General features: G+C 70.5%; 13 protein-coding genes and 1 pseudogene. 6 read left to right on the forward strand and 8 right to left on the reverse strand.

The window, feature by feature from the left end:
* Nucleotides 1–182: 182 nt before the first annotated feature.
* The 3 genes from ACQRWP_RS22325 to ACQRWP_RS22335 all read left to right on the forward strand — a co-directional run bounded on the left by ACQRWP_RS22325 (nt 183) and on the right by ACQRWP_RS22335 (nt 2671).
* Entirely contained in the window at nt 183–1841 is a 1659-nt protein-coding gene (locus tag ACQRWP_RS22325; protein ID WP_425700523.1) for a sodium:solute symporter family protein, read from the forward strand.
* 15 nt (nt 1842–1856) lie between these two features.
* The gene (locus ACQRWP_RS22330; protein ID WP_354948441.1) at nt 1857–2165 is read left to right on the forward strand and encodes a hypothetical protein; all 309 of its coding nucleotides are present in this window, start codon (nt 1857–1859) and stop codon (nt 2163–2165) included.
* 119 nt (nt 2166–2284) lie between these two features.
* Entirely contained in the window at nt 2285–2671 is a 387-nt protein-coding gene (locus ACQRWP_RS22335; protein WP_430497463.1) for a hypothetical protein, read from the forward strand.
* A 122-nt stretch (nt 2672–2793) separates the two neighbouring features.
* On the opposite strand, the gene ACQRWP_RS22340 is transcribed toward ACQRWP_RS22335, so the two are convergent.
* Entirely contained in the window at nt 2794–4566 is a 1773-nt protein-coding gene (locus tag ACQRWP_RS22340) for a glycoside hydrolase family 6 protein (RefSeq protein WP_430497464.1), read from the reverse strand.
* 601 nt (nt 4567–5167) lie between these two features.
* Between ACQRWP_RS22340 and ACQRWP_RS22345 the strand changes: the two genes are divergently transcribed.
* The gene (locus ACQRWP_RS22345; protein WP_430497466.1) at nt 5168–6469 is read left to right on the forward strand and encodes a hypothetical protein; all 1302 of its coding nucleotides are present in this window, start codon (nt 5168–5170) and stop codon (nt 6467–6469) included.
* Nucleotide 6470: 1 nt separating this feature from the next.
* The gene (locus tag ACQRWP_RS22350; RefSeq protein ID WP_430497468.1) at nt 6471–7169 is read left to right on the forward strand and encodes a class F sortase; all 699 of its coding nucleotides are present in this window, start codon (nt 6471–6473) and stop codon (nt 7167–7169) included.
* A gap of 73 nt (nt 7170–7242) precedes the next feature.
* Here ACQRWP_RS22350 and ACQRWP_RS22355 read toward each other — a convergent pair whose 3' ends face one another.
* Nucleotides 7243–12324: an NAD-glutamate dehydrogenase gene (locus tag ACQRWP_RS22355; protein WP_430497470.1), complete on the reverse strand. Its 5082-nt coding sequence runs from the start codon at nt 12322–12324 to the stop codon at nt 7243–7245.
* A 289-nt stretch (nt 12325–12613) separates the two neighbouring features.
* On the opposite strand from ACQRWP_RS22355, the gene ACQRWP_RS22360 reads away from it, so the two are divergent.
* Nucleotides 12614–14578 carry a penicillin-binding transpeptidase domain-containing protein gene (locus ACQRWP_RS22360; RefSeq protein ID WP_430497472.1) on the forward strand — a complete coding sequence of 655 codons (1965 nt, stop codon included), beginning with the start codon at nt 12614–12616 and terminating at the stop codon, nt 14576–14578.
* 502 nt (nt 14579–15080) lie between these two features.
* Here ACQRWP_RS22360 and ACQRWP_RS22365 read toward each other — a convergent pair.
* The 6 genes and pseudogenes from ACQRWP_RS22365 to ACQRWP_RS22390 all read right to left on the reverse strand — a co-directional run.
* Nucleotides 15081–16046 (reverse strand): annotated as a pseudogene (locus tag ACQRWP_RS22365) (arginase family protein); the annotation flags it as partial.
* A 69-nt stretch (nt 16047–16115) separates the two neighbouring features.
* The gene (locus ACQRWP_RS22370; protein ID WP_430497474.1) at nt 16116–17039 is read right to left on the reverse strand and encodes a tetratricopeptide repeat protein; all 924 of its coding nucleotides are present in this window, start codon (nt 17037–17039) and stop codon (nt 16116–16118) included.
* A gap of 183 nt (nt 17040–17222) precedes the next feature.
* Complete coding sequence (locus ACQRWP_RS22375) at nt 17223–18911, reverse strand: acyl-CoA mutase large subunit family protein (RefSeq protein WP_430497476.1); 1689 nt, start codon at nt 18909–18911, stop codon at nt 17223–17225.
* Between the two features lie 114 nt (nt 18912–19025).
* The gene (locus ACQRWP_RS22380) at nt 19026–19442 is read right to left on the reverse strand and encodes an Asp23/Gls24 family envelope stress response protein (RefSeq protein ID WP_430497478.1); all 417 of its coding nucleotides are present in this window, start codon (nt 19440–19442) and stop codon (nt 19026–19028) included.
* A gap of 227 nt (nt 19443–19669) precedes the next feature.
* Nucleotides 19670–20671: a methylmalonyl Co-A mutase-associated GTPase MeaB gene (meaB, locus tag ACQRWP_RS22385; protein ID WP_430497480.1), complete on the reverse strand. Its 1002-nt coding sequence runs from the start codon at nt 20669–20671 to the stop codon at nt 19670–19672.
* 55 nt (nt 20672–20726) lie between these two features.
* Entirely contained in the window at nt 20727–21926 is a 1200-nt protein-coding gene (locus tag ACQRWP_RS22390; protein WP_430497481.1) for an acetyl-CoA C-acetyltransferase, read from the reverse strand.
* Nucleotides 21927–21973 lie beyond the last annotated feature (47 nt).

Consider the following 21973-nt stretch of genomic DNA (forward strand, 5'->3'; position numbering starts at 1 on the left):
CTGGCGCCCCGGCCGCAACGGCCGGGGCGCCCTCTTGCGTGCCGACCGTCGCCAAGCCCGCCAGACCGCCCGACAGGGCCCGAACACGGCGGTCTCGACCTCTGGGAGTGAAACCGCGCGGACGGGGTAATAGGGCGCGCGCGCACCAAACAGCGCGGGACGTCGGGACGAGGGGTGACGGGATGGACGGCGACGGTCTCCGGCTCAACATGAACGGCCTGGACTACCTGATCCTGGCGCTGTACTTCGTCACCGTTCTCGGGGTCGGCTTCGCCGCGCGTCGGGCCATCCGGACCAGCGTCGACTTCTTCCTCTCCGGCCGCTCCCTGCCGGCCTGGGTGACCGGTCTCGCCTTCGTCTCGGCGAACCTGGGCGCGCTGGAGATCATCGGAATGGCCGCCAACGGGGCCCAGTACGGCGTGATGACGGTCCACTACTACTGGATCGGCGCGGTCCCGGCGATGGTCTTCCTGGGCATCGTGATGATGCCCTTCTACTACGGCTCCAAGGTCCGCAGCGTGCCGGAGTACCTGCGGCTGCGGTTCAACCGCCCCACCCACCTGCTCAACGCGATCAGCTTCGCGGTCGCCCAGGTGCTCATCGCCGGCGTGAACCTGTACGCGCTGGCCCTCGTCATGCAGGCGCTGCTCGGCTGGCCGCTCTGGACGGCGATCGTGGTCGGCGCGGCGATCGTGCTGGCTTACATCACCATCGGTGGCCTGTCCGGGGCGATCTACAACGAGGTGCTCCAGTTCTTCGTCATCCTGGCCGGCCTCATCCCGGTCACCGTGATCGGCCTGGTCAAGGTCGGCGGGTGGAACGGCCTGATGGACGCGGTCGGCGACACCAAGCTCGGCGAGGCCGGCCTGCACGCGTGGCAGGACACCGGCAGCACCGCCAACCCGCTGGGCGCGCACTGGATCGGCATCGTCTTCGGCCTCGGTTTCGTGCTGTCGTTCGGCTACTGGACGACGAACTTCGCCGAGGTGCAGCGAGCCCTCTCGGCGAAGAACATGAGCGCCGCCCGGCGTACGCCGATCATCGCTGCGTACCCGAAGCTGTTCATCCCCCTGGTCACGGTCATCCCCGGCCTGGTGGCCCTGGTCACGGTGAAGGGCCTCGGCGCGGAGAGCGGCGACCTCCAGTACAACAACGCCATCCCGCTGCTGATGCGCGACCTGCTCCCCAACGGCGTGCTCGGGGTGGCGGTCACCGGCCTGCTCGCCTCGTTCATGGCCGGCATGGCCGCCAACGTGAGCGGCTTCAACACCGTCTTCACCTACGACATCTGGCAGGCGTACATCCGCCGCGACCGGTCGGACGAGCACTACCTGCGGGTCGGCCGGTGGGCGACCGTCGCCGCCGTGGTGATCGGGATCGGCACCGCGTTCATCGCGGCCGGCTTCAGCAACATCATGAACTACATCCAGGCGCTCTTCTCCGTCTTCAACGCGCCGCTGTTCGCCACCTTCATCATCGGCATGTTCTGGAAGCGGATGAGCGCCCTGGCCGGCTTCTGGTCGCTGCTGCTGGGCACCCTGGTGTCGCTGAGCCTCTACCTGCTCTACAAGGGCGGTGTGGTCGATTTCAACTCGGACCTGGAGGAGAGCTTCTGGGGTGCCGGTCTGGCGTTCGTCACCGCGGTGGTGGTCGCCGCGATCGTCACGCCGCTCACCGCACCCAAGCGCGACGAGGAACTGCGCGGGTTGGTGTACGGCATGGGCGGCGTCGACCTGAAGGGCGACGTGCTCGCCGGGGACGCCGCCTGGTACCGCTCCCCGGTGCTGCTCGGTCTGATCGCGGTCGCGCTGGCCGCCCTCTTCTACATCCCGGTCTTCTAAGGAAAGGGTCGGCAGATGAGCAACGATGGCCAGCCGGCACAGGACCCGCTGATCGACGAGGCCCAGGCGGAGCAGCGGCGTTCCGCCGCGGCCCGGCTGTTCGACATCCGCCGGGTGATCGGTGGCCTCTTCGTCGCGTACGGGGTCATCGTGACCCTGATCGGCATCTTCGACAGCCGGGCCGAGATCGACAAGGCCGAGGGCGTACGGATCAACCTGTGGGCCGGGCTGGCGATGCTCGTGTTCGGTCTGCTCATGCTGCTCTGGCAGTGGCTGCGCCCAGCGGAAGCGCCGGCCCCGAACGAGCAGCAGCCCGACGCCTGACCGCCTGACCGCACGGCATGAGCGCGGCCCGGCCTGACCGCCGGGCCGTGCGGCATGAGCGCGGCACGAAGGGGTACGTGGGGAAATCAGGCACCGTGTCGGACACAGGAGGCAGCACCATGACCGATCGCGATCGCCAACCGCCGCTGGAGGACAGCCCCGAGGTGGCCTCGGCGGTGGACGATGACGCCACCGTGCCGCAGCTGCGGACCGGAGGTGGCCCGGACCGGGACACACCGGGCTTCGCCGAGCCCCGCAGCCGACCGGACGACCTGGCGCCGGACACCGACGAGCTGATCGGCGACCCGTACGCTGCCGGCACCGGGGCGACCGGGACGGGCACCGGCGCTGGCGGGGACAACATCCGCACCGGGGCCGAACAGCCCTGGGAGCCGGAGGACCTGGTGATGGCCCGCGGGCAGGACCTGACCCCGGAGAACCTGGAGAAGGCCCGCCGGGACCTGGCCGAGCAGGGCCGGGCGGCGATCGAACGCACAGTGCCCTGATCGACTCACGCCCAAGGGGGTCCCCGGCCCGACCTGTGACGGTCGAGCCGGGGACCCGGGGGGAACCTGCTGCCAACAGTGCCTCACCAACCACTGGCAGCGGGTTGGTGCGTGCTACCCGATCAGAGCGCCGGGTAGGCGTTGCGCATGAGCTCCTGGAACTGGGCGGAGAACCAGGCACCGGAGATCGGTGCGTCGGCCAGCGCCCCGGAAGGGTTGTTGCCGTTGCGGGCGTTGCCGCCGTACGTCGGGTCGCACATCCGGTCGAAGCCCTTGCCCTCGTTGTTCGGGATCTCCTTGCTGGAGCCGTCCGACTCACCCGGCGGCTTCACCCAGACGTAGGCGTCGATGCCCGTCGCCGGGGTGGCCCGGGGCCGCTCACCGAGACCGGCACCAGCCTGGTTGCACCAGTTGCCGAGGTGGGCCCGGCGGTCGATGCGGCCGCCGTTGACGTACGTGTCGACGCTGGTCGTGGCGCCCGGACCGGTGGGCCGGGCGGAGCCGCCCCAGCCGTTACGGGACGTGTCGATCAGCATGCCGATGTTGGAGTTGAAGCCGACCGAGACCAGCTGGTTGCGGAACGCCTGGGCGAACGACAGCTCGTCGACGTAGAAGTTCCAGTCGACCCACTTGGACTGCCGCACCGACTGACCGTTCACGTTGTCGGTGACCTTGAAGTACGGCTCCTGCAGCGCCGAGTAGTTCGCGGTGTTGGTGATGAACCCGTGCACGTTGTTGACAGTGCTGCCGGAGGCGACTGCGGCGGTCTTCAGGATGTTGGAGGTCGGGACGAAGTTGGAGTCCCAGCCGAGCCAGCCGTGGTGACCTGCGTCGATGTAGTTGTACACGTTGCCGATCGCGCCCAGCTTGGCCAGGGCGTAGCCGACACCGTTGACGTAGGCGCCGTTGGCCTTGACCGTGTCGCACATGACAGTGCCGCCGGCCTGATCGGACGTGTTGGTGACCAGGTTAGGCAGCGAGTCGATCTCGATGATGTTGATGATCCGCAGGCTGCTGTACTTCGACTCACCCTGGATCGCGGCGATCGGGTCGATGTACTGGGCCTTGTACTTCGGCAGCTCGTCCGGGCCCAGCTCACCGTTGGAGGCGAGCGCGGAGCAGTCCCGGCCGGGCAGGTTGTAGATCACGAACTGGATGTAGCCGGCGCCCTGGCGCAACGCCTCGTCCAGGTGGTCACGCACCCCGAAGGCGCCGTTGGAGCTGCTGTCCGGCGTGCCGTTGATCGCGGCGATCCGGTCCAGCCAGACGGCGGTGGGGTTGTTGGAGATGCGGCTTCCGCCGGTCTCGGCGTCCGCCTTGGCCTTCCACTCCGGGTTCACGTAGCCGCGCGCCCCGACGTACGGGTTGTCGACCTTGGTGCCGGGCGGGTTGGTGGGCGGATCGGTCGGCGGATCCGTCGGCGGATCGGTCGGCGGGTCAGTGGGCGGGTCGGTCGGCGGGGTGGTGCCGCCGTTGCAGACCACGCCGTTCAGGGTGAACGAGGTCGGCTTCGGGTTGCTGCCGCTCCACGCGCCGTTGAAGCCGATGCTCGTCGACGCGCCGGTGGCCAGGGTGCCGTTGTAGGACAGGCTCCGGGCGGTGACCTGGCTGCCGGACTGGGTGAACGTGGCCGACCAGCCCTGCTGCACCCGCTGGCTGGAATTGGCGAAGGTCCAGCCCAGCGTCCAGCCGTTCAGCGGGTCGCCGACGTTCTTGATGGTGACGCTCGCGGTGAAACCGCCGGGCCAGTCGTTGCTCGTGTACGCGATGTCGCACTGCGTCGCGGCCTGCGCCGCGGTAACCGGAATCGTTACGAGCCCACCGGCGACCAGGGCGCCCGCGCCGGCGAGCGCGAGGGCCCGGCGTGGGCCGGTTAGCCTTCTCCACACATTCATGCCACTGATCTCCTTGGGCGAGACCGGGCCCACGTGCGGCCCGGCGGGACGGCCCGATGGGCGTCCTGAACGGACGGCCGTCGGCGCCAACGGGATTCTTTGGGGGGCGCCCGACCCGGACGGGCGATGGTGGTGGTGGTGCCCGGCCGATGCGTCGGCCGGTCGATCGGCGGCGGGTGCGTCGCCCGGTGAAACCGGGTGCCCTCGACTCCCCTGCCTGCACGGTGTGGCTCTCTGAACCGCGTTCGCCGATTCTTACATGGGAGCGCTTCCATGGCAATGGCTCGATGCGTTGCCGAAGCCGTTTCGGACGATACCTCCGAGTGCGCCCGACCGGCACGCGGCGCTCGGACCCGCCACTAACGGATGACCGGGGCAGGCCGGGCAGGTCGAGCGCGGAACGCCGTGGCGTGCCCAGAAGGTCCCGGGACGCCTGACACGACGCTCGGCGCGGCGAAAGCCGCGTAGCACCCCTTCACCTCTTACTTGGATCAAAGGTAAAACGCGAATCTTTCACTTCATAAGTCATGAAACGGTCTAACGTCGGTCTTAGCTCGGTTGTCGCCGAGCTCAGGACAACAGGGATGGAGTGACGCAGGTCATGGCTAAGAAGATGCTCGGGAAGGTCGTTGCGGGCGCCGCGCTCGGCGGCGCGTCGCTCCTGGTGTTCGCACCGGGGATCGCGTTCGCCGACGGCCACGACGACGGCAAGGTCTACGCCAAGCCGCACGTCGTCAAGGCTGGCGACGAGGTCAAGCTCCTCGAGATCTGCCCGGATCGGCAGGAGCACGCGTACGTGTGGTCCAAGGTCACCGGCAAGGTCAAGCTCAAGCCGGCGCATGAAGACCGAGGCGAGGACCGCGAGTGGCGCGAGGAGGAGAACTCCTCCGACCACGACAAGGGCAAGGACGAGCACGGCAAGGACGAAAACGGCAAGGACGAGCACGGCAAGGACGAGAACGGCAAGGACGACAAGGGCAAGGACCACGAAGGCAAGGACGAGAACGGCAAGGACGAAAACGGCAAGGACGACAAGGGCAAGGACGAGCACAAGGACGAGAACGGCAAGGGCGGCCAGGGTGGCGGCGCTGCCGCCGACGCCTACGGCGACGAGGGCAGCAAGGACTGGAAGGGCGAGGAGCACGGCCAGGACGCCGAAGAAGGCCGTGACAAGAAGGACTGGGACTCCAAGGACGAAGACAAGAAGGACTGGGAGTCCAAGGACGAGCACGGCTCGGACAACGGCTGGGACTCCAAGGACAAGGACGAGTACGGCTCGGACTCCAAGCACGAGGACGAGTACGGCTCGGACAACGGCTGGGACTCCAAGGACGAGCACGGCTCCGAGTACGGCTCGGACAACGGCTGGGACTCCAAGGACGAGCACGGCTCGGACGAGCGTGGCGGTTACGGCAAGGACGAGCACGGCTCGGACGAGCGTGGCGGTTACGGCAAGGACGAGCACGGCTCGGACGAGCGTGGCGGTTACGGCAAGGACGAGCACGGCTCGGACGAGCGTGGCGGTTACGGCAAGGACGAGCACGGCTCGGACGAGCGTGGCGGTTACGGCAAGGACGAGCACGGCTCGGACGAGCGTGGCGGTTACGGCAAGGACGAGCGCGGCTCGGACGAGCGCGACTGGGACAAGGAGCGCGAGTTCGTCTACTACGGCGAAGCCAAGGTCGACAAGGACGCCAAGCCGGGTCGCTACGAGCTCAAGGGTTCGTGCGGCGAGGGCGAGCTCGTCGTGCTGCCGCACGGCGGTGTCGACGGTGGTGACGGTGGCGTCAGCACCGGTACCGACCGGGGTCTGGCCACCGGCGGGGCGGGCCTGCTCGGCGCTGCCGCGCTGGGCGGGATCGTGTTGATGCGTCGTCGGCGGACCGATGGTTCGCTCGTCTGACGTGACGACGACACCGGCCGGCGGCCGCCGCGGGAAACCGTGGCGTGCCGCCGGCACGGCCGTCGTCGTTACCATGGCCATGATCGGCGCCGGCATGATCGGCGCCTCCCTGAAGACCACGCCCACTCCCCGGCCGCCGCAGCCGCTGGCCCAGGCCGGCCCCGAGGCGACCGGGCCGGCGAGCACCGTCGACGACACCCCCCCGGTCGACGGGCAGCCGGTCGGTCAGGGGGCGGCCGGGTTGGCCCGTTCGGCGCCGACCAGCATCGAGATCCCCCGGATCGGCGTCGACGCGACGATCATGTCGTTGGGCACCAACCCGGACGGCACCGTCCAGGTCCCTCCGCTGGACAAGGCCGACCAGGCCGGGTGGTACGAGCCCGGCGCGAGCCCCGGCGAGACGGGTAACGCGGTCATCGTCGGGCACGTGGACTCGGCGGTGCTCGGCCCGGCCGTCTTCTTCGACCTCGGCGCTCTCACCCCCGGCGACACCGTCACCGTGCGCCGCGCCGACGGAGTGCCGGCCACCTTCACCGTCGACTCGGTGAAGTCGTACCCGAAGACGGCCTTCCCCACCGAGTTGGTGTACGGACCGAGCGACCGGCCCAGCCTGCGGGTGGTCACCTGCGGCGGTCAGTTCGACGCGGCCGCGAAGAGCTACCCGGACAACATCGTCGTCTTCGCCACCCTGGCGGCGTGACCCGCGACAAACGAAACGCGGTCCGGCCGGTCGGGGTGACCCGACCGGCCGGACCGCGTCCGGCGTACCTGACTCAGGCGGCCGCGGAGGTCCGCACCAGGGTGCGGATCTGGCGCAGCAGCACCGACAGGGCGGCGAGATCCGCCCGCGACTCGTCGAACTCACCCATCGCCCGCCGGGCCCGGTGGATCGAGGTGGCATTCGACTGCTCCCACTGCTGCACCCGCTCGTGCGGCGGCAGGTCGCCCGGTGTGGAGTCGAGTACCTCCGCGGTGAGCGCGGCCAGCGCGGCGTACAGGTCGTACCGCAGCGCCATCCGGGCCAGCGTCTGCCAGCGGTCCTCCCGCGGCAGCAGGGAGATCTTCGACAGCAGCGAGTCCACCCGGAACAGGTCGGACAGCACGAAGTAGACCGAGGCCACCTCGCTGACGTCCCGCCCGCTGGCGTTCGCGGTCTCCACCACGTCCATCAGGCCGAAGCTGTACATCAGCCGGGTCGCCCGCTCCGCCAACTCGCGGGGCAGCCCACGCTCGGTCATCGAGTCCATGTGCGCGGCGATGCCCTGGCGCTCGTTGCCGTAGAACAGCTCCTCCAGCCCCGGCAGCAGCCGGGTGACCCCGTCGCGCAGTCGGGCGATCTCGGCCGGAACGTCGATCGGCGAGCGCCGGTTGGAGACCAACCACCGCACCGCCCGGTCGAGCAGCCGACGGGTGTCCAGGTAGACGCTGGTCTGGAGCTCCGGCGCCACCTTGTTGTCCAGCGCCTCGACCGCGTCCCACAGGTCGCGCAGGCCGAACACCTCGCTGACCACCACGTACGCCCGGATCACGTCGGCCGCGCTGGCCGCCGTCTCCTCGACCACCCGGAAGATGAACGAGATGCCACCCCGGTTGATCGCTTCGTTGACCAGCACGGTGGTGACGATGTCCCGACGCAGCCGGTGCCGGCCCATCCGGTCGGCGAACCGCTCACGCATCGGCGTCGGGAAGTAGTTGACCAGGACGTCGGTCGTCCACTCCTCGTCGGCCAACCCCTCGGTGAGGATCTCCCGCTCCAGGACGATCTTCACGTACGCGAGCAGCACCGCGAACTCCGGCGCGGTCAGCCCGGATTCGCTGCGGACCGCCAGCTCCTCATCCGGCGGCAGCGCCTCCAACGCGCGGTCCAACCCGCCCGAACGCTCCAGCTCGTTGATCATCCGGCGGTGCACCGGGAGCAGCGAGGCGGCCTGGGCCTGGGCATTGTTGATCGCCCGAGCCTGGTCGTAGTTGTCCCGCAGCACCAGCTCCGCGACCTCGTCGGTCATCCCGGCCAGCAGCTCGTCCCGGTCGGCCATGGTCAGCTCGCCATCGGCCACCGCCGTGTTGAGCAGGATCTTGATGTTCACCTCGTGGTCGGAGGTGTCCACCCCGGCCGCGTTGTCGATGAAGTCCGTGTAGATCCGGCCACCGGTCAACGCGTACTCGATCCGGCCGAGCTGGGTCCAGCCCAGGTTGCCGCCCTCGCCCGCCACTCGGCAGCGCAGGCTGCGCCCGTCCACCCGGATCGCGTCGTTGGACTTGTCGCCCACCTCCGCGTTGGTCTGGGTGGAGGCCTTGACGTAGGTGCCGATGCCGCCGTTCCAGAACAGGTCCACCGGCGCGGTGACGATCGCCTTCATCAGATCCTGCGGCGACATCTGCGTGACGTCGTCGTCCAGGCCGATCGCCGCCCGGACCTGCGGCGTGATCGGGATGGACTTCGCGGTACGCGGGAAGATGCCGCCACCTGCCGAGATCAGCTCCGGGTTGTAGTCCTCCCAGGAGGAACGGGGCAGGTCGAACAGCCGTCGACGCTCCGCGTACGAGGTGGCGGCGTCCGGCTCCGGGTCGAGGAAGATGTGCCGGTGGTCGAAGGCGGCCACCAGCCGGATGTGCTCGGAGAGCAGCATCCCGTTGCCGAAAACGTCGCCGGACATGTCGCCGACGCCGACCACAGTGAAGTCCTGGGTCTGGGTGTCCAGGCCCAGCTCCCGGAAGTGCCGCTTGACCGACTCCCAGGCGCCCCGGGCGGTGATGCCCATCTTCTTGTGGTCGTAGCCGGCGGATCCGCCGGACGCGAACGCGTCGCCCATCCAGAAGTTGTGGGTCTTGGAGATCTCGTTGGCGATGTCGGAGAACGTCGCGGTGCCCTTGTCGGCCGCCACCACCAGGTACGGGTCGTCGCCGTCGTGCCGGACCACGTCCTCGGGCGGCACGATCTGCCCGCTGACGATGTTGTCGGTGACGTCCAGCATCGCGCCGACGAACTCCTGGTAGCAGGCGACCGCCTCGTCCCGGTCACCCGGCTTCTGCTTCAACACGAAGCCGCCCTTGGCGCCGACCGGCACGATCACGGTGTTCTTCACCATCTGCGCCTTGACCAGGCCCAGCACCTCGGTACGGAAGTCCTCCCGACGGTCGGACCAGCGCAACCCGCCCCGGGCCACCGGCCCGAACCGCAGGTGCACACCCTCGAAGCGAGGCGAGTAGACGAAGATCTCGAACTTCGGTCGCGGCGCGGGCAGGTCCGGAATGGCCTGCGGGTCGAGCTTGAACGCCACGTACGCCTTCGGCCGCCCGTCGGCGCGCTTCTGGTAGAAGCTGGTCCGCAGGGTCGCCTCGATCAGCGTCAGGTACGAGCGCAGGATCCGATCCTGGTCGAGGCTCGCCACGTCGTCCAGCGCGCCCCGGATCGTCTCCACCAGCTCACCGCTGCGCTGCTGCCGCTGCTCGGTGCCCAACTCGCCCGGCGCGAACCGGGTCTCGAAGAGCTCCACCAGCAACGCGGCGAGCTTCGGGTACGCGATGAAGGTCTGCTCCATGTAGTCCTGCGAGAAGACCGTGCCGGCCTGCCGCAGGTACTTCGCGTACGCCCGCAGAACCACCACCTGCCGCCAGGTCAGCCCGCCGCGCAGCACCAGCTCGTTGAACCGGTCCACCTCGGCCTCGCCGCGCCATGCGGCCGCGAAGGCGTTCTCCACGTGCGGGCGCACCTCGGCCAGCTCGTGATGCCCCTCGGGCAGCATGAGGCCGAAGTCGTACAGGTAGACCCGGCCGTCGATCCGGTCCACCTCGTACGGGTGCTCGTCGACCACCCGTACGCCGAGCGAGTGCAGCACCGGCAGCACGGCGGAGAGCATCATCGGCTCGCCGTACCGGTAGACCTTGAACCGGACGTCCATCGCCTCGGCCAGGTCGGCGCCCGGCACCCGGGTGCCCGGCCGGGGCGCCAACTGCTTGCGGAACAGGTGCATCTCCAGCTGGCCGGGCTCCTCCAGCAGCTCCAGCTTCGCCAGGTCCTTCATCGCCTCGTACGGCGTGTGCCCGTCCTTGTAGCCCTCCGGGAACGCGTCGGCGTACCGGGTGAACAGGTGCTTGGCCTGCTCGTCGCCGAGCTTGCGCTCCAGCACCAGGCGGTAGTCGTCGTCCCAGAGCCGGGTGGCGTCGGCCAACTCCTCGGCGAGCAGGTCGGCGTCGATGTCGCCGGGCGGCCGCGTCGGGTCGGTACGGACGATGAAGTGCACCCGAGCCAGCATCGACTCGGTGACCCGGGTGGTGTAGTCCACCCCGACGCCGTTCAGCTCACGCAGCAGGATGTCCTGCATGCGCAGCCGGTTCTGGGTGGTGAACCGGTCCCGGGGCAGGTAGATCAGGCAGGAGATGAAGCGCCCGTAGGCGTCCCGACGCAGGAAGACGCGCAGCTGCCGGCGGCCGGCCATCCGCAGCACGCCGACCACCGCGTGGTAGAGGTCGTCGGTCTTGATCTGGAACAGCTCGTCGCGCGGGTAGGTCTCCAGGATCTGGATCAGATCCTTGCCCGAGTGGCTGCGCTGGCTCAGGCCGGAGCGGTCCAGCACCTCGGCCACCTTGCGGCGTACCACCGGCAGCTCGCGGACGCTGGTCCGGTAGGCGGCCGTCGAGAACAGGCCCAGGAAGCGCCGCTCACCGATCACGTCACCGGCGGAGTTGAAGATCTTGAAACCGATGTAGTCCAGGTACGCCGAGCGGTGCACGGTGGCACGGGAGTTGGCCTTGGTGATGATGAGCAGGCGCTTCTCCAGCACCTTCTCGTGCGCCTCGGGCGTCATCGACGACAGCGACCGCGCGTCCGGCGAATCGGAGCGCAGGATGCCCAGACCGGTGCCGAGCACCGCCTCCAACGCCTTGCCGTCGACCGGGTCGGTGGCGTCGCCGCTGTCGGCGTCCACCAGTCGGTACTCGCGGTAACCGAGGAAGGTGAAGTGGTCCTGGGCGAGCCAGCGCAGCAGCTCCACCGAGTCGGTGATGTCCTTTTCCGGCACCGGTGGGCGGTTGTCGGAGGTACGGGCCGAGGCCAGCTCGTCAGCGAGCGCGAGGGCACGCTGACGCATCTTCGGCCAGTCCTCCACCGCCTCCCGCACGTCGGTGAGCACCCGCTGCAACTCGCGGCGCAACCGGTCCCGTTCGGCCGCGTCCCGGACCGGGTCGATCTCGATCCGCATCCAGCTCTCGATGATGTCGCCGGAGATCGCGTCGTCCGGCTCCACATCCGCGGAGACCTCGGTGAGCCGGCCCAGCGGCTCCCGCCGCACCACCACCAGCGGGTGCACCAGCAGGTGCACGTCGAGGTGGTACGAGTTGAGCAGCGCCGTCACCGAGTCGACCAGGAACGGCATGTCGTCCGTGACGATCTCGACGACCGTGTGGTGCTGATCGGCGTGCGGTTCGTGGATCCGCAGCTTCAACTCGCCCGGCACCCGCTGCTGGGCAAGATCCCGATGTGCCCGGGCCGCGTCGAGCATCTCTTCCGCCGTGAAGCCGACCAGCTCCTCGTCCGGGGCGAACCGCCAGAAACGGCCGACAAGTGTCGCCGCGTCGTGGTCGTCCCCCGCGAGCGCGACGGCCTGGGCCACCAGGCGCTCCGCGTTGGGGACGGGTTCGTCGAGCTCGGCATCCTCCACGTCGTCGGCCAACGCCTCGGCTGGCAGACCCAGATCGTAGATGGTGTCGATGCTCGACCCGGTCAGCCCGGTGACTCCCGTGTCGAGTCGGCCGTAGCCGTCCCCGTCGGTCGCCGAATCGAAGCTGTCATCGTCCCGGCCGGAGTCATCCTGCCGGAGGTCGGGTTCCGGTTTGATCGCCGGACGCCGGTCCATCGGTGCCACTCCCCTCGACCCACCGCGTTGTGGGTCACTCTGCCGCCCAGCCTAGGCCCTGCCGCTCTGCGCCTTCGTCGGCGGACCACTGACCAGACGTCCGGATCGGGACTTTGTCCTTTCACCCGTTGCGGGTCCGAGGTTGGCTGGCTGCGGGATACCCCTCCACGCGATGTTCATCACACGGGTGCGGCCCGTCTTTGAGCGCGGCCGAGCACCTGGGGGACGTTGGGGACGGCGCTCGCGTACTACCGTGCGAGGGCAGTCCAAGATTGGAAGGACCAGCTTCATGCCCTTGTCGTACCCCCGGCCCCACCGGCCGAACCCCGCCCGCCGGCTGGCCGCCGCCGTCACCACGGCGCTGCTCGCGGCGGGTGTCCTGGTCGGTTGTTCGGGTGACGACGGGCCGCAGCGCACCGTCGACGCCTTCCTCGCGGGCTGGCGCAGCGGTGACCTCCAGGCGGTCGGTCTGATCGACCCGCTCGGCTCGAAACTGCCGTCGGCCGACGTGGCGCGCGAGATCAAGGACCTCTCCGGTGAGCTGGCGGCCACCCCGCCCACGCTGACGCGTCGCGGCGAGCCGAAGATCACGAAGGACATCGCGACCACGACCGTCCAGGTGGAGTGGACCCTGCCCGGTCAGACCCGCTGGGCGTACGACCGGGAGGTGCGGCTCGCCCAGGGCGACGACGACCAGTGGCAGGTGATCTGGGAGCCGAAGGTGGCGCACGAGCAGCTAACCAAGGGCGACCGGTTGGCGCTGCGTCGCGACGCCGGTGCCCGCGCCGCGGTGCTGGACAACGCCGGGAAGCCGCTGGTGACCCCGCGCCCGGTGGTCCGGGTGGGTGTGCAGCCCAACGGGGTCACCGACCTCAAGAAGCTCGTCAAGGACCTCGACGCGGCGTTCAAGGCGATCCGGCCGGCGCTGGTCCCCGGCGTCGACCTGGCCGATCTGCCCGACCGGGTGGCCAAGGCCGAGCCGGGTGCCTTCGTCGAGGTGGTGTCGCTCCGCGAGGAGGCGTACCGGCAGATCAAGCCCCGGATCTACGACCTGCCCGGCACCAAGTTCGTCTCCGACAAGATCGACCTGGCCCCCACCCGCGAGTTCGCCCGTGCGCTGCTCGGCTCGGTCGACCCGGCGCAGGCAGACGACCTCGCCGCACACCCCGACCGGTACGTCGTCGGCGACCTGGTCGGGCACGGCGGGCTTCAGGGCCGCTACGACGAGCGACTGCGCGGCGGCCCCGGGCTGACCGTGGTGGTCGAGCGTCCGGCCGAGGGCGGCAAACTCGAACCCACCGGCACCGAGCTCTTCCGCCGGGAGCCGCAGCCCGGGCAGGCGCTGAAGACCACGCTGGACGTCGCCGTCCAGAACGCGGCCGACGGGGCGCTGCGCGCCGAGTCGCGCCGGTCCGCCCTGGTGGCGCTCCGGATCAGCGACGGCGCCGTGCTCGCCGCCGCGAACGGCCCCGGCCCGGCCGGGGAGAATCTGGCCTTCGACGCCCAGGTGCCTCCTGGCTCCACGTTCAAGATGGTCAGCACTCTGGGCCTGCTGGACCGGGGCGCGGTCACGCTGGACGGCCCGGTGGACTGCAAGAAGACCTTCACCGTGGACGGCCGGTCCTTCAAGAACTCGGACAACTTCGAGCTCGGTTCGGTGCCGTTCCGCACCGACTTCGCCAAGTCCTGCAACACGGCGTTCGCCGCGCTGGCCCCGAAGCTCGGCGGCGACGGGCTGGCCGCCGCCGGCCGCTCGCTGGGCCTGGAGGGTCAGTGGGACCTCGGCACGGACGCCTTCACCGGCAAGGTCTCCACGGGCGGCAGCCTGGCCGAGCAGGCCGCCGCGTCGTTCGGGCAGGGCACCACGCTGGTCAGCCCGCTCGCCATGGCCGGCGCCACCGCCGCCGTCGCCCGCGGCCGCTTCGAGCAGCCGAAGCTGCTGATCGACCCGGCGCCGGCCAAGCCGGCCCCGGCAGGCGAGCAACTCAAGCCGGAATCCGTCGCGGCGCTGCGCACGATGATGCGCGAGGTGGTCACCGCCGGCACCGGCAGCGCCCTCAAGGACGTGCCGGGAGAGGTGTACGGCAAGACCGGCACCGCCGAGTACGACGACAACCCGGCGCACACCCACGCCTGGTTCGTCGGCTGGCGGGGCGACGTGGCGTTCGCCGTCTTCGTGGAGAAGGGCGGGGCCAGCACCGCCTCGGCCGTCCCGATGGCCGAGCGCTTCCTCCGCGCCCTCCCAACCCCCTGACCCCACGCCCTCCCGGGCCGGGTCAGGCGGTGTCGGCTTCGTGCCTTTCGGGCGGGTTCTGGGTCGACGGTGCGGTGCGTCGGAGGAGACCTGGGCCGGCCGACGCCGGCGGGCCGACCGGTTCGCGCTCGACCAGGGGCGCGACACTGGCCGCGACGCCCGGTGGCTCGGAGTGGGCCCGTTCGCCCGTGCCGGGCGACTCCCCCTCGGCCGGGATGCCGTACGGCACCGCGCTCTCCGACGAACCGACGCCGGGGACACCGACGCCGGCAGGCCCGACATCGGCAGACCCGAGCCCAGCAGGCCCGACATCGACGGGGTCGGGGTCAGCAGGATCGATGTCAGCGGGGAGTTCGAGCCTCGCAACCCGCTCAGCACGATCGAGCCCGTCAAGCCCAGCCAGCCCGTCGAGCCGCTCGACACGGTTGGGACGCTCGGCACGGTCGAGCCGCTCGACACGGTCGGAGCGATCGGTGGTGGCGGTCGCCGCCCGGCCGTTGCCGCGCCTCGGGGAGGGCGTCGGCCGGGCCGACAGCAGTCGGGGCGGGACGGCTTCCGGGGCGGTCACCGGTGCCAGACCGGCGACGACGGTGTTGACGATCTCGGCCGCGTACGAGCCGTCCGGGTCGTAGTCGGGGTCGAAGACGGTCAGTTCCACGCCGAGGCAGTGCGGGGTGTCGACCAGGCCGGCGAGCAGGATCTCCAGCTCGGCGAAGGCGATCCCGCCCGGGTCGGGGGCGTCCACGGCGGGCATCACCGCCGGGTCGAGCACATCCACGTCGATGTGCACCCAGTAGCCCGCGCAGTCGGCGAGTTGCTCGTGCGCCCACTGGGCCGTCCGGGCCGCGCCTTCGGCACGCAGCGCCGGCACCGGTCGGGTGGTGATCCCGGCGGCCTGGAGGTCGAGCCGGTATTCGTCCTGAGCGCGGATGCCGAGCACCACCACGTCGATGTCGCGGAAGTAGGGCCGGCGGCCCTCCAGCGCGGCCAGGTCGGCCTGCCCTCGCCCGGTGACCAGGGCCAGGTCCTCACCGGCGGCCGCGCCGACGTAGGAGGCGTTGCCGGGGTGCCGGAAGTCGGAGTGCCCGTCGACGAAGACCAGCCCGATCCGCCCGCCGACGGCCTCGCCGAGGCGGTGCATGGCCAGGGCCGAGCCGAGGAGCACCGAGCAGTCGCCGCCCAGCACCACCGGGAACTCGCCCCGGTCGATGATCGAGCCGATGCGTTCGGCGAGGGCCAACGAGTAGTCGGCGATCTCCCGGGCGTGGCACACCCCGTCGCCGGGCCGCCAGTCCCCCGGGTCGTACCGGGCGGGGGTGACGCAGCCGGCGTCGCGGGCGCGGAGCCGGGCCAGCAGGTCGTGGTCGCGCAGCGCCCCGGGCGCCTTGGCGCAACCCGGGACCGACGTGGGCGTCGGCGGCCGTAGACCGAGATTTGTCGGCGCGTCGAGGACGGCGATCCGGCGCATCGTGAGCTCCCGTCCTCGGTGGTCGGGCGGGCCGGCCGGAACGCCGGCCCGCGCTGGCGTGCTACGAACTCAGAACAGGGCGCTGGCCAGGGCCCGACGCGCCGAGGCGACCGCCGGATCGTCCGGGCCGGCGATGGAGAAGAGCGAGACCAGGTGCTGGCGAACCGTCTCACGGTCCTCACCGACGGTGCGCCGGACCAGACCGACGAGCCGCGCGTACGCCTGCTCGGCCAGGCCGCTGAGCACCTCGATGTCGGCGGCCAGCAGTTGGGCGGCGACGTCGTCGGGGGCGCTCTCGGCGGCGGCCAGCGCGGTGGACGGGTCGGCGCCGGCCACCCGGCGGGCCACCCCGACCTGGGCCAGCCCCGCCGTGGCCGCGGCGTCCGCCGGGGCGTCGGCGAGGATCTTCCGGTACGCCTGCTCGGCAGCGTCCAGATCGCCGCTCATCAGCGCGTCGTCCGCCTCGTCGAGGCGGGGGTCCTCCGGCTCGGCGACGGTCACGCCGCCGGCCTTGAGGACGGCCTGGATCCACTGCCGCAGCTGCGCCTCGGGCACCACTCCGGAGAAGGCGTCGACCGGCTGGCCGCCGACGACCGCGTAGACCATGGGGATGCCCTGCACCCGGAACATCTGGGCGATTCGGGGATTTTCCTGCACGTCGACCCGGGCCAGCACCCAGGTGCCGCCGCCCTCGGCGTTCAGCCGCTCCAGGACCGGGGCGAACTCGTCGCTCTCCGGGAAGCCGGCCGCGCCGAAGAACACGACGACGGGCGTGGCCATCGAGCGTTCGAGCACGTCGGACTGGATGGTCGCCTCGGTGACGTCCACGATGGCGGTGTCACCGTCGGCGGTGGGCGCGCCGGGGGCGCCGTTTGACGGGCCGCCCTGAGGGGGCGTGCCGGGACGGGTACTTGCTGGTGCGGGGCCACGCAGCGTGCTGAGGTCGACCGCGCCGCGGGTGAAGATCGACGAGGTGATCCGTGGGTCGCTCATGGTTACCTAGTCTCGCACGTGAGCCCCCGATCTCAGCTCACCCGCAACCCCGACGTTGCAACTCTCACGCCCCGCCCACACCCCCCCGCGATCTTGCACATTCTGTCGCCGGTACGCCGCATTCATGCCTTATGTCGGCGCACAAACCGCAAGATCGACGGGGGTGGGGGTGAGGGCAGGGGGTTAGAAGCGGGCTGGCTCCCGGTAGGTGCCCCACTCGGCGCGCAGGGCGTCGCAGATCTCGCCCAGGGTCGCCTCGGCGCGGACCGCGTCGAGCATGGCGGGGATCATGTTCTCGTCGGAACGGCTCGCCTCGATCATCCGGGTCACCGCCGCGCGGACCGCTGACTCGTCCCGCGCGCCCTTGCGCTCGGCGAGCACCCGGCGCTGCTCCAGCTCCACCTCGTGCGAGATGCGCAGGATCTCCAACTCCTTGGCGACCGTGCCGGTGTGGCAGTTGACCCCGACGATCTTCTTGTCGCCCTTCTCGAGGGCCTGCTGGTAGACGAAGGCCGACTCGGCGATGTGCCCGGTGAACCAGCCGTCCTCGATACCGCGCAGGATGCCGGAGGTCATCGGGCCGATCTGGTGTGGCCCGTCCCCACCGAGCTGCCGGATCCGGGCGAAGATCTCCTCCGCCTCGGCCTCGATCTTGTCGGTCAGCGCCTCGACGTACCAGGAGCCGCCGAGCGGATCGGCCACGTTGACCACACCGGTCTCCTCCATCAACACCTGCTGAGTACGCAGGGCGATCTCGGCCGACTCGTCGGTGGGCAGCGCCAGGGTCTCGTCCAGCGCGTTGGTGTGCAGCGAGTTGGTGCCGCCGAGCACCGCCGCGAGAGCCTCGACGGCGGTCCGTACGACGTTGTTGACCGGCTGCTGCGCGGTCAACGACACCCCGGCGGTCTGCGTGTGGAACCGCAGCCACAGGGCCTTCTCGCTGGTCGCGCCGTAGACGTCGCGCAGCCAGCGGGCCCAGATCCGGCGGGCGGCACGGAACTTGGCGATCTCCTCGAAGAAGTCGAGGTGCGAGTCGAAGAAGAAGCTCAGGCCCGGGGCGAACACGTTCACGTCCAGCCCACGCGACAGACCCAGCTCGACGTAGCCGAAGCCGTCCGCCAGGGTGTACGCCAGCTCCTGCGCCGCGGTCGAGCCGGCCTCGCGGATGTGGTAGCCGGAGACCGACAGCGGCTTGTAGCGCGGGATCTCCCGGGCGCAGTACTCCATCAGGTCGCCGATCAGGCGCAGGTGCGGCTCCGGGTCGAAGAGCCACTCCTTCTGCGCGATGTACTCCTTGAAGATGTCCGTTTGCAGGGTGCCGTCCAGCTTGGACAGGTCGGCGCCCTGCCGCTCGGCGGCGACCAGGTACATGCAGAACACCGGCACGGCCGGGCCGGAGATGGTCATCGAGGTGGTGACGTCGGCCAGGTCGATGCCGTCGAAGAGCGCCTGCATGTCGGTGGCGGTGTCGATGGCCACGCCGCAGTGGCCGACCTCGCCGAGCGCCTGCGGGTCGTCCGAGTCACGGCCCATCAGCGTCGGCATGTCGAACGCCACCGAGAGCCCACCGCCGCCGGCGCCGAGGATCATCTTGTAGCGCTCGTTGGTCTGCTGGGCGTTGCCGAAGCCGGCGAACTGCCGGATCGTCCAGGTCCGCCCGCGGTAGCCGGTCGGATACAAACCCCGGGTGTACGGATACTCGCCCGGCCAGCCGATCCGTTCGAAACCCGGATAGGTGGCGCCCTCCGGCGGCCCGTACACCGGCTCCACCGGCATACCGGAGAGTGTGGTGAAGTCCGCGTCCCGCTTGCGCGCGGCGTCGTACCGGGCCTGCCAGCGCGCCCGTCCGGCGTCGATCTCGTCGGCGTCCATGAGCAGGGCTCCTCCTCGGGTCCTCGACTGCATGTCGAGTGTAAGGCCCCTACCTGAACGATCGCTAAGTCAGACCGTACCCACGGGTAACGTGAGCTGGCCGGCGTCGCCCCCTCAGACCGCTGCCGCGCCCGGCTGGTTCAGCTCGATGTCGTCCACCGTGACGTTGACCTGGGTGACCGTCAGGCCGTACTTCTCCACGGCCTCGATCACCGCGGCCCGCACCGCCTCGGTCACGTCGGCCACCACGTGCCCGGCGTCGATCACCAGGACCACGTTGATGACGGCCGCGCTGCCCTTCACGTCGGCCGAGACGCCCCGGCGAGCGTCGCCCACCGCGTCCAGGCCGACCTTGTCCAGCACGCTGTTGAAGAACCGGGCCACGTCACCGCCGAGATCGGCGACACCGGGCACCGCGCGAGCGGCCGCACCAGCGATCTTCTCCACGACCTCGTCGGAAACCGACGTGACACCCCGGGCCGCGCCCGTCGCGGGCTGCACTGCGCCGGCATTCTCCACCGCGTCCGTCATGTTTACATCTCCCCTGGTCCCGGTGCGTTGTGGACCGAACGGCTCGTCAGCCCGCTGCGCGGAAGCCTCACTTGGGCCACGCGCGGCGAGCCTACTAAAACCAGAGCGGCCTTCGCTTGCGGGCGTGAGGCGCGTTGCGCCAGCCGCACCAGCGACGACGTCCGTCCGCACCGGACAGTGCCGGCCCGGTTCGTCCAGGTGGACGCGCCGGCCGGCGGAACGCCGGGTCAGCGGGCGAGCTGGGCGAGCAGCTCGTCCGCCGCCGTGTACGGGTCGGTGGCACCCTCGGCAACCTTGGTCGCGAGCGTGGCCAACTCCGTACCGTCGCGCAGTGAACCGATCCGGGCGCGGAGGGTGCCGAGCGCGATCGCCTCGATCTCGGCGGCGGCCCGCGCCTCCTGGCGTCGGCGCAGCTCCCCGTGCTCGACCAGCCAGCCCCGGTGCTTGTCGATGGCGGCGGCGATCTCGTCGATGCCCTCGCCGCGCGAGGCGACCGAGCGGACCACCTGGGGCCGCCACTGCCCGGGGCCGCGCTCACCGAGCGCGATCATGCCCTGGATGTCGCGGACGGTGGCGTCGACGCCGTCCCGGTCCGCCTTGTTGACCACGAACACGTCGGCGATCTCCAGGATGCCGGCCTTGACCGCCTGGATCGCGTCGCCCATCCCGGGCGCGAGCAGCACCAGCGTCGTGTCGGCGAGCGAGGCGACCTCCACCTCGGCCTGCCCGACGCCGACCGTCTCCACCAGCACCACGTCGCAGCCGGCGCCCTCCAGCACCCGGACCGCCTGCGGCGTCGCCGCGGCCAGCCCACCGAGGTGCCCCCGGCTGGACATCGACCGGATGTAGACGCCCGGATCGGTGGCGTGGTCCTGCATCCGCACCCGGTCACCGAGGATCGCTCCGCCGGTGAACGGGCTGGACGGGTCGACCGCCAGCACGCCCACCCGGTGCCCGCGCGCCCGCAGCGCGCGGACCAGCTCGTTCGTGGTGGTCGACTTTCCCACACCGGGTGAACCGGTCAGCCCGACCACCTGGGCCTGCCCGGCGTACGGCGCCAGCGCCGCGGCGATCGCCGACAACAGCGCGTCACCGTTCTCCACCAACGTGATCAGCCGGGCCACCGCGCGGGGGTCGCCAGCGCGGGCCCGCTCGACCAGCAGCGGTACGTCCCGGCTGCGGCGCACCGACGTGGTGCCCGCTGCCGGGACGTGCTCAGCCTCGCTCACTGAGCCGCCTTTGTTCGCGACTGCGGGGCTCGCAAGACCGGCTCACTGCTCGCGCTCACTGGTCGACCGCAGCCTTGCCCGGCACGTGGATGATCAGCGCGTCGCCCTGGCCACCGCCGCCACAGAGCGCGGCCGCGCCGGTGCCACCGCCGCGCCGCTTCAGCTCCAGGGCGAGGGTGAGTACGAGGCGCGCGCCGGACATGCCGATCGGGTGACCCAGCGCGATAGCGCCGCCGTTGACGTTGACCTTGTCCGGGCTGATCCCGAGGTCCCGGGTGGACTGGACACCGACCTGCGCGAACGCCTCGTTGATCTCGATGAGGTCCAGGTCCGCCACGCTCAGGCCGCCCTTCTTCAGGGCGTGGTTGATCGCGTTGGACGGCTGCGAGTGCAGGGAGTTGTCCGGGCCCGCCACGTTGCCGTGCGCACCGATCTCGGCCAGCCAGGTCAGCCCCAGCTCCTTCGCCTTGGCCTTGCTCATCACGAGCACCGCGGCAGCGCCGTCGGAGATCGGCGACGAACTGCCGGCGGTGATGGTGCCGTCCTTGGCGAAGGCGGGGCGCAGCTTGGCCAGCGACTCGACGGTGGTGTCCGGGCGGATGCCCTCGTCCTCGGTGATCACCAGCGGGTCACCCTTGCGCTGCGGGATGACCACCGGGGCGATCTCGTCGGCGAAGTGGCCGTTCTTCTGCGCGGCGGCGGCCCGCTGGTGGCTGGCGGCGGCAAAGGCGTCCTGCTCCGTGCGGGAGATGCCGTGCTTGGCACCGAGCCGCTCGGTCGACTCACCCATCGAGCAGCAGTCCCAGGCGTCGCTGAGCCCGTCGTGCGCCATGTGGTCCTTGACCACCACGTCGCCGTACTTGTAGCCGGTGCGCTGGCCCATCAGCAGGTGCGGGGCGTTGGTCATCGACTCCATGCCACCGGCCACCACGATGTCGAACTCGCCGGCCCGGATCAGCTGGTCGGCCAGGGCGATCGCGTCCAGGCCGGAGAGGCAGACCTTGTTGATGGTCAGCGCCGGCACGGACATCGGCACGCCGGCCTCGACCGCCGCCTGCCGAGCCGGGATCTGACCGGTGCCGGCCTGCAACACCTGCCCCATGATCACGTACTGGACCTGGTCCGGGCTGACGCCGGCACGCTCCAGCGCCGCCTTGATGGCGATCCCGCCGAGCTTCGTGGCCGGGAGGTCCTTGAGGTTGCCCAGCAGCCGGCCCATCGGGGTCCGCGCGCCGCTGACGATCACCGAAGCCATGCCTGCCTCCGAGGGGGTGCCGAGCTGTACGCCTTAACGATTGTTCG

Source organism: Micromonospora trifolii (assembly GCF_050516465.1).
GTDB lineage: Bacteria > Actinomycetota > Actinomycetes > Mycobacteriales > Micromonosporaceae > Micromonospora > Micromonospora trifolii.

Bases quoted from the DNA above. Each gene is read 5' to 3' on its own strand.
- ACQRWP_RS22325 (WP_425700523.1), top strand. From the start codon at position 183: ATGGACGGCGACGGTCTCCGGCTCAACATGAACGGCCTGGACTACCTG.
- ACQRWP_RS22390 (WP_430497481.1), bottom strand. From the start codon at position 21,926: ATGGCTTCGGTGATCGTCAGCGGCGCGCGGACCCCGATGGGCCGGCTG.
- ACQRWP_RS22375 (WP_430497476.1), bottom strand. From the start codon at position 18,911: ATGGACGCCGACGAGATCGACGCCGGACGGGCGCGCTGGCAGGCCCGG.
- ACQRWP_RS22335 (WP_430497463.1), top strand. From the start codon at position 2,285: ATGACCGATCGCGATCGCCAACCGCCGCTGGAGGACAGCCCCGAGGTG.
- ACQRWP_RS22370 (WP_430497474.1), bottom strand. From the start codon at position 17,039: ATGAGCGACCCACGGATCACCTCGTCGATCTTCACCCGCGGCGCGGTC.
- ACQRWP_RS22340 (WP_430497464.1), bottom strand. From the start codon at position 4,566: ATGAATGTGTGGAGAAGGCTAACCGGCCCACGCCGGGCCCTCGCGCTC.
- ACQRWP_RS22360 (WP_430497472.1), top strand. From the start codon at position 12,614: ATGCCCTTGTCGTACCCCCGGCCCCACCGGCCGAACCCCGCCCGCCGG.
- ACQRWP_RS22330 (WP_354948441.1), top strand. From the start codon at position 1,857: ATGAGCAACGATGGCCAGCCGGCACAGGACCCGCTGATCGACGAGGCC.
- ACQRWP_RS22345 (WP_430497466.1), top strand. From the start codon at position 5,168: ATGGCTAAGAAGATGCTCGGGAAGGTCGTTGCGGGCGCCGCGCTCGGC.
- ACQRWP_RS22355 (WP_430497470.1), bottom strand. From the start codon at position 12,324: ATGGACCGGCGTCCGGCGATCAAACCGGAACCCGACCTCCGGCAGGAT.
- ACQRWP_RS22380 (WP_430497478.1), bottom strand. From the start codon at position 19,442: ATGACGGACGCGGTGGAGAATGCCGGCGCAGTGCAGCCCGCGACGGGC.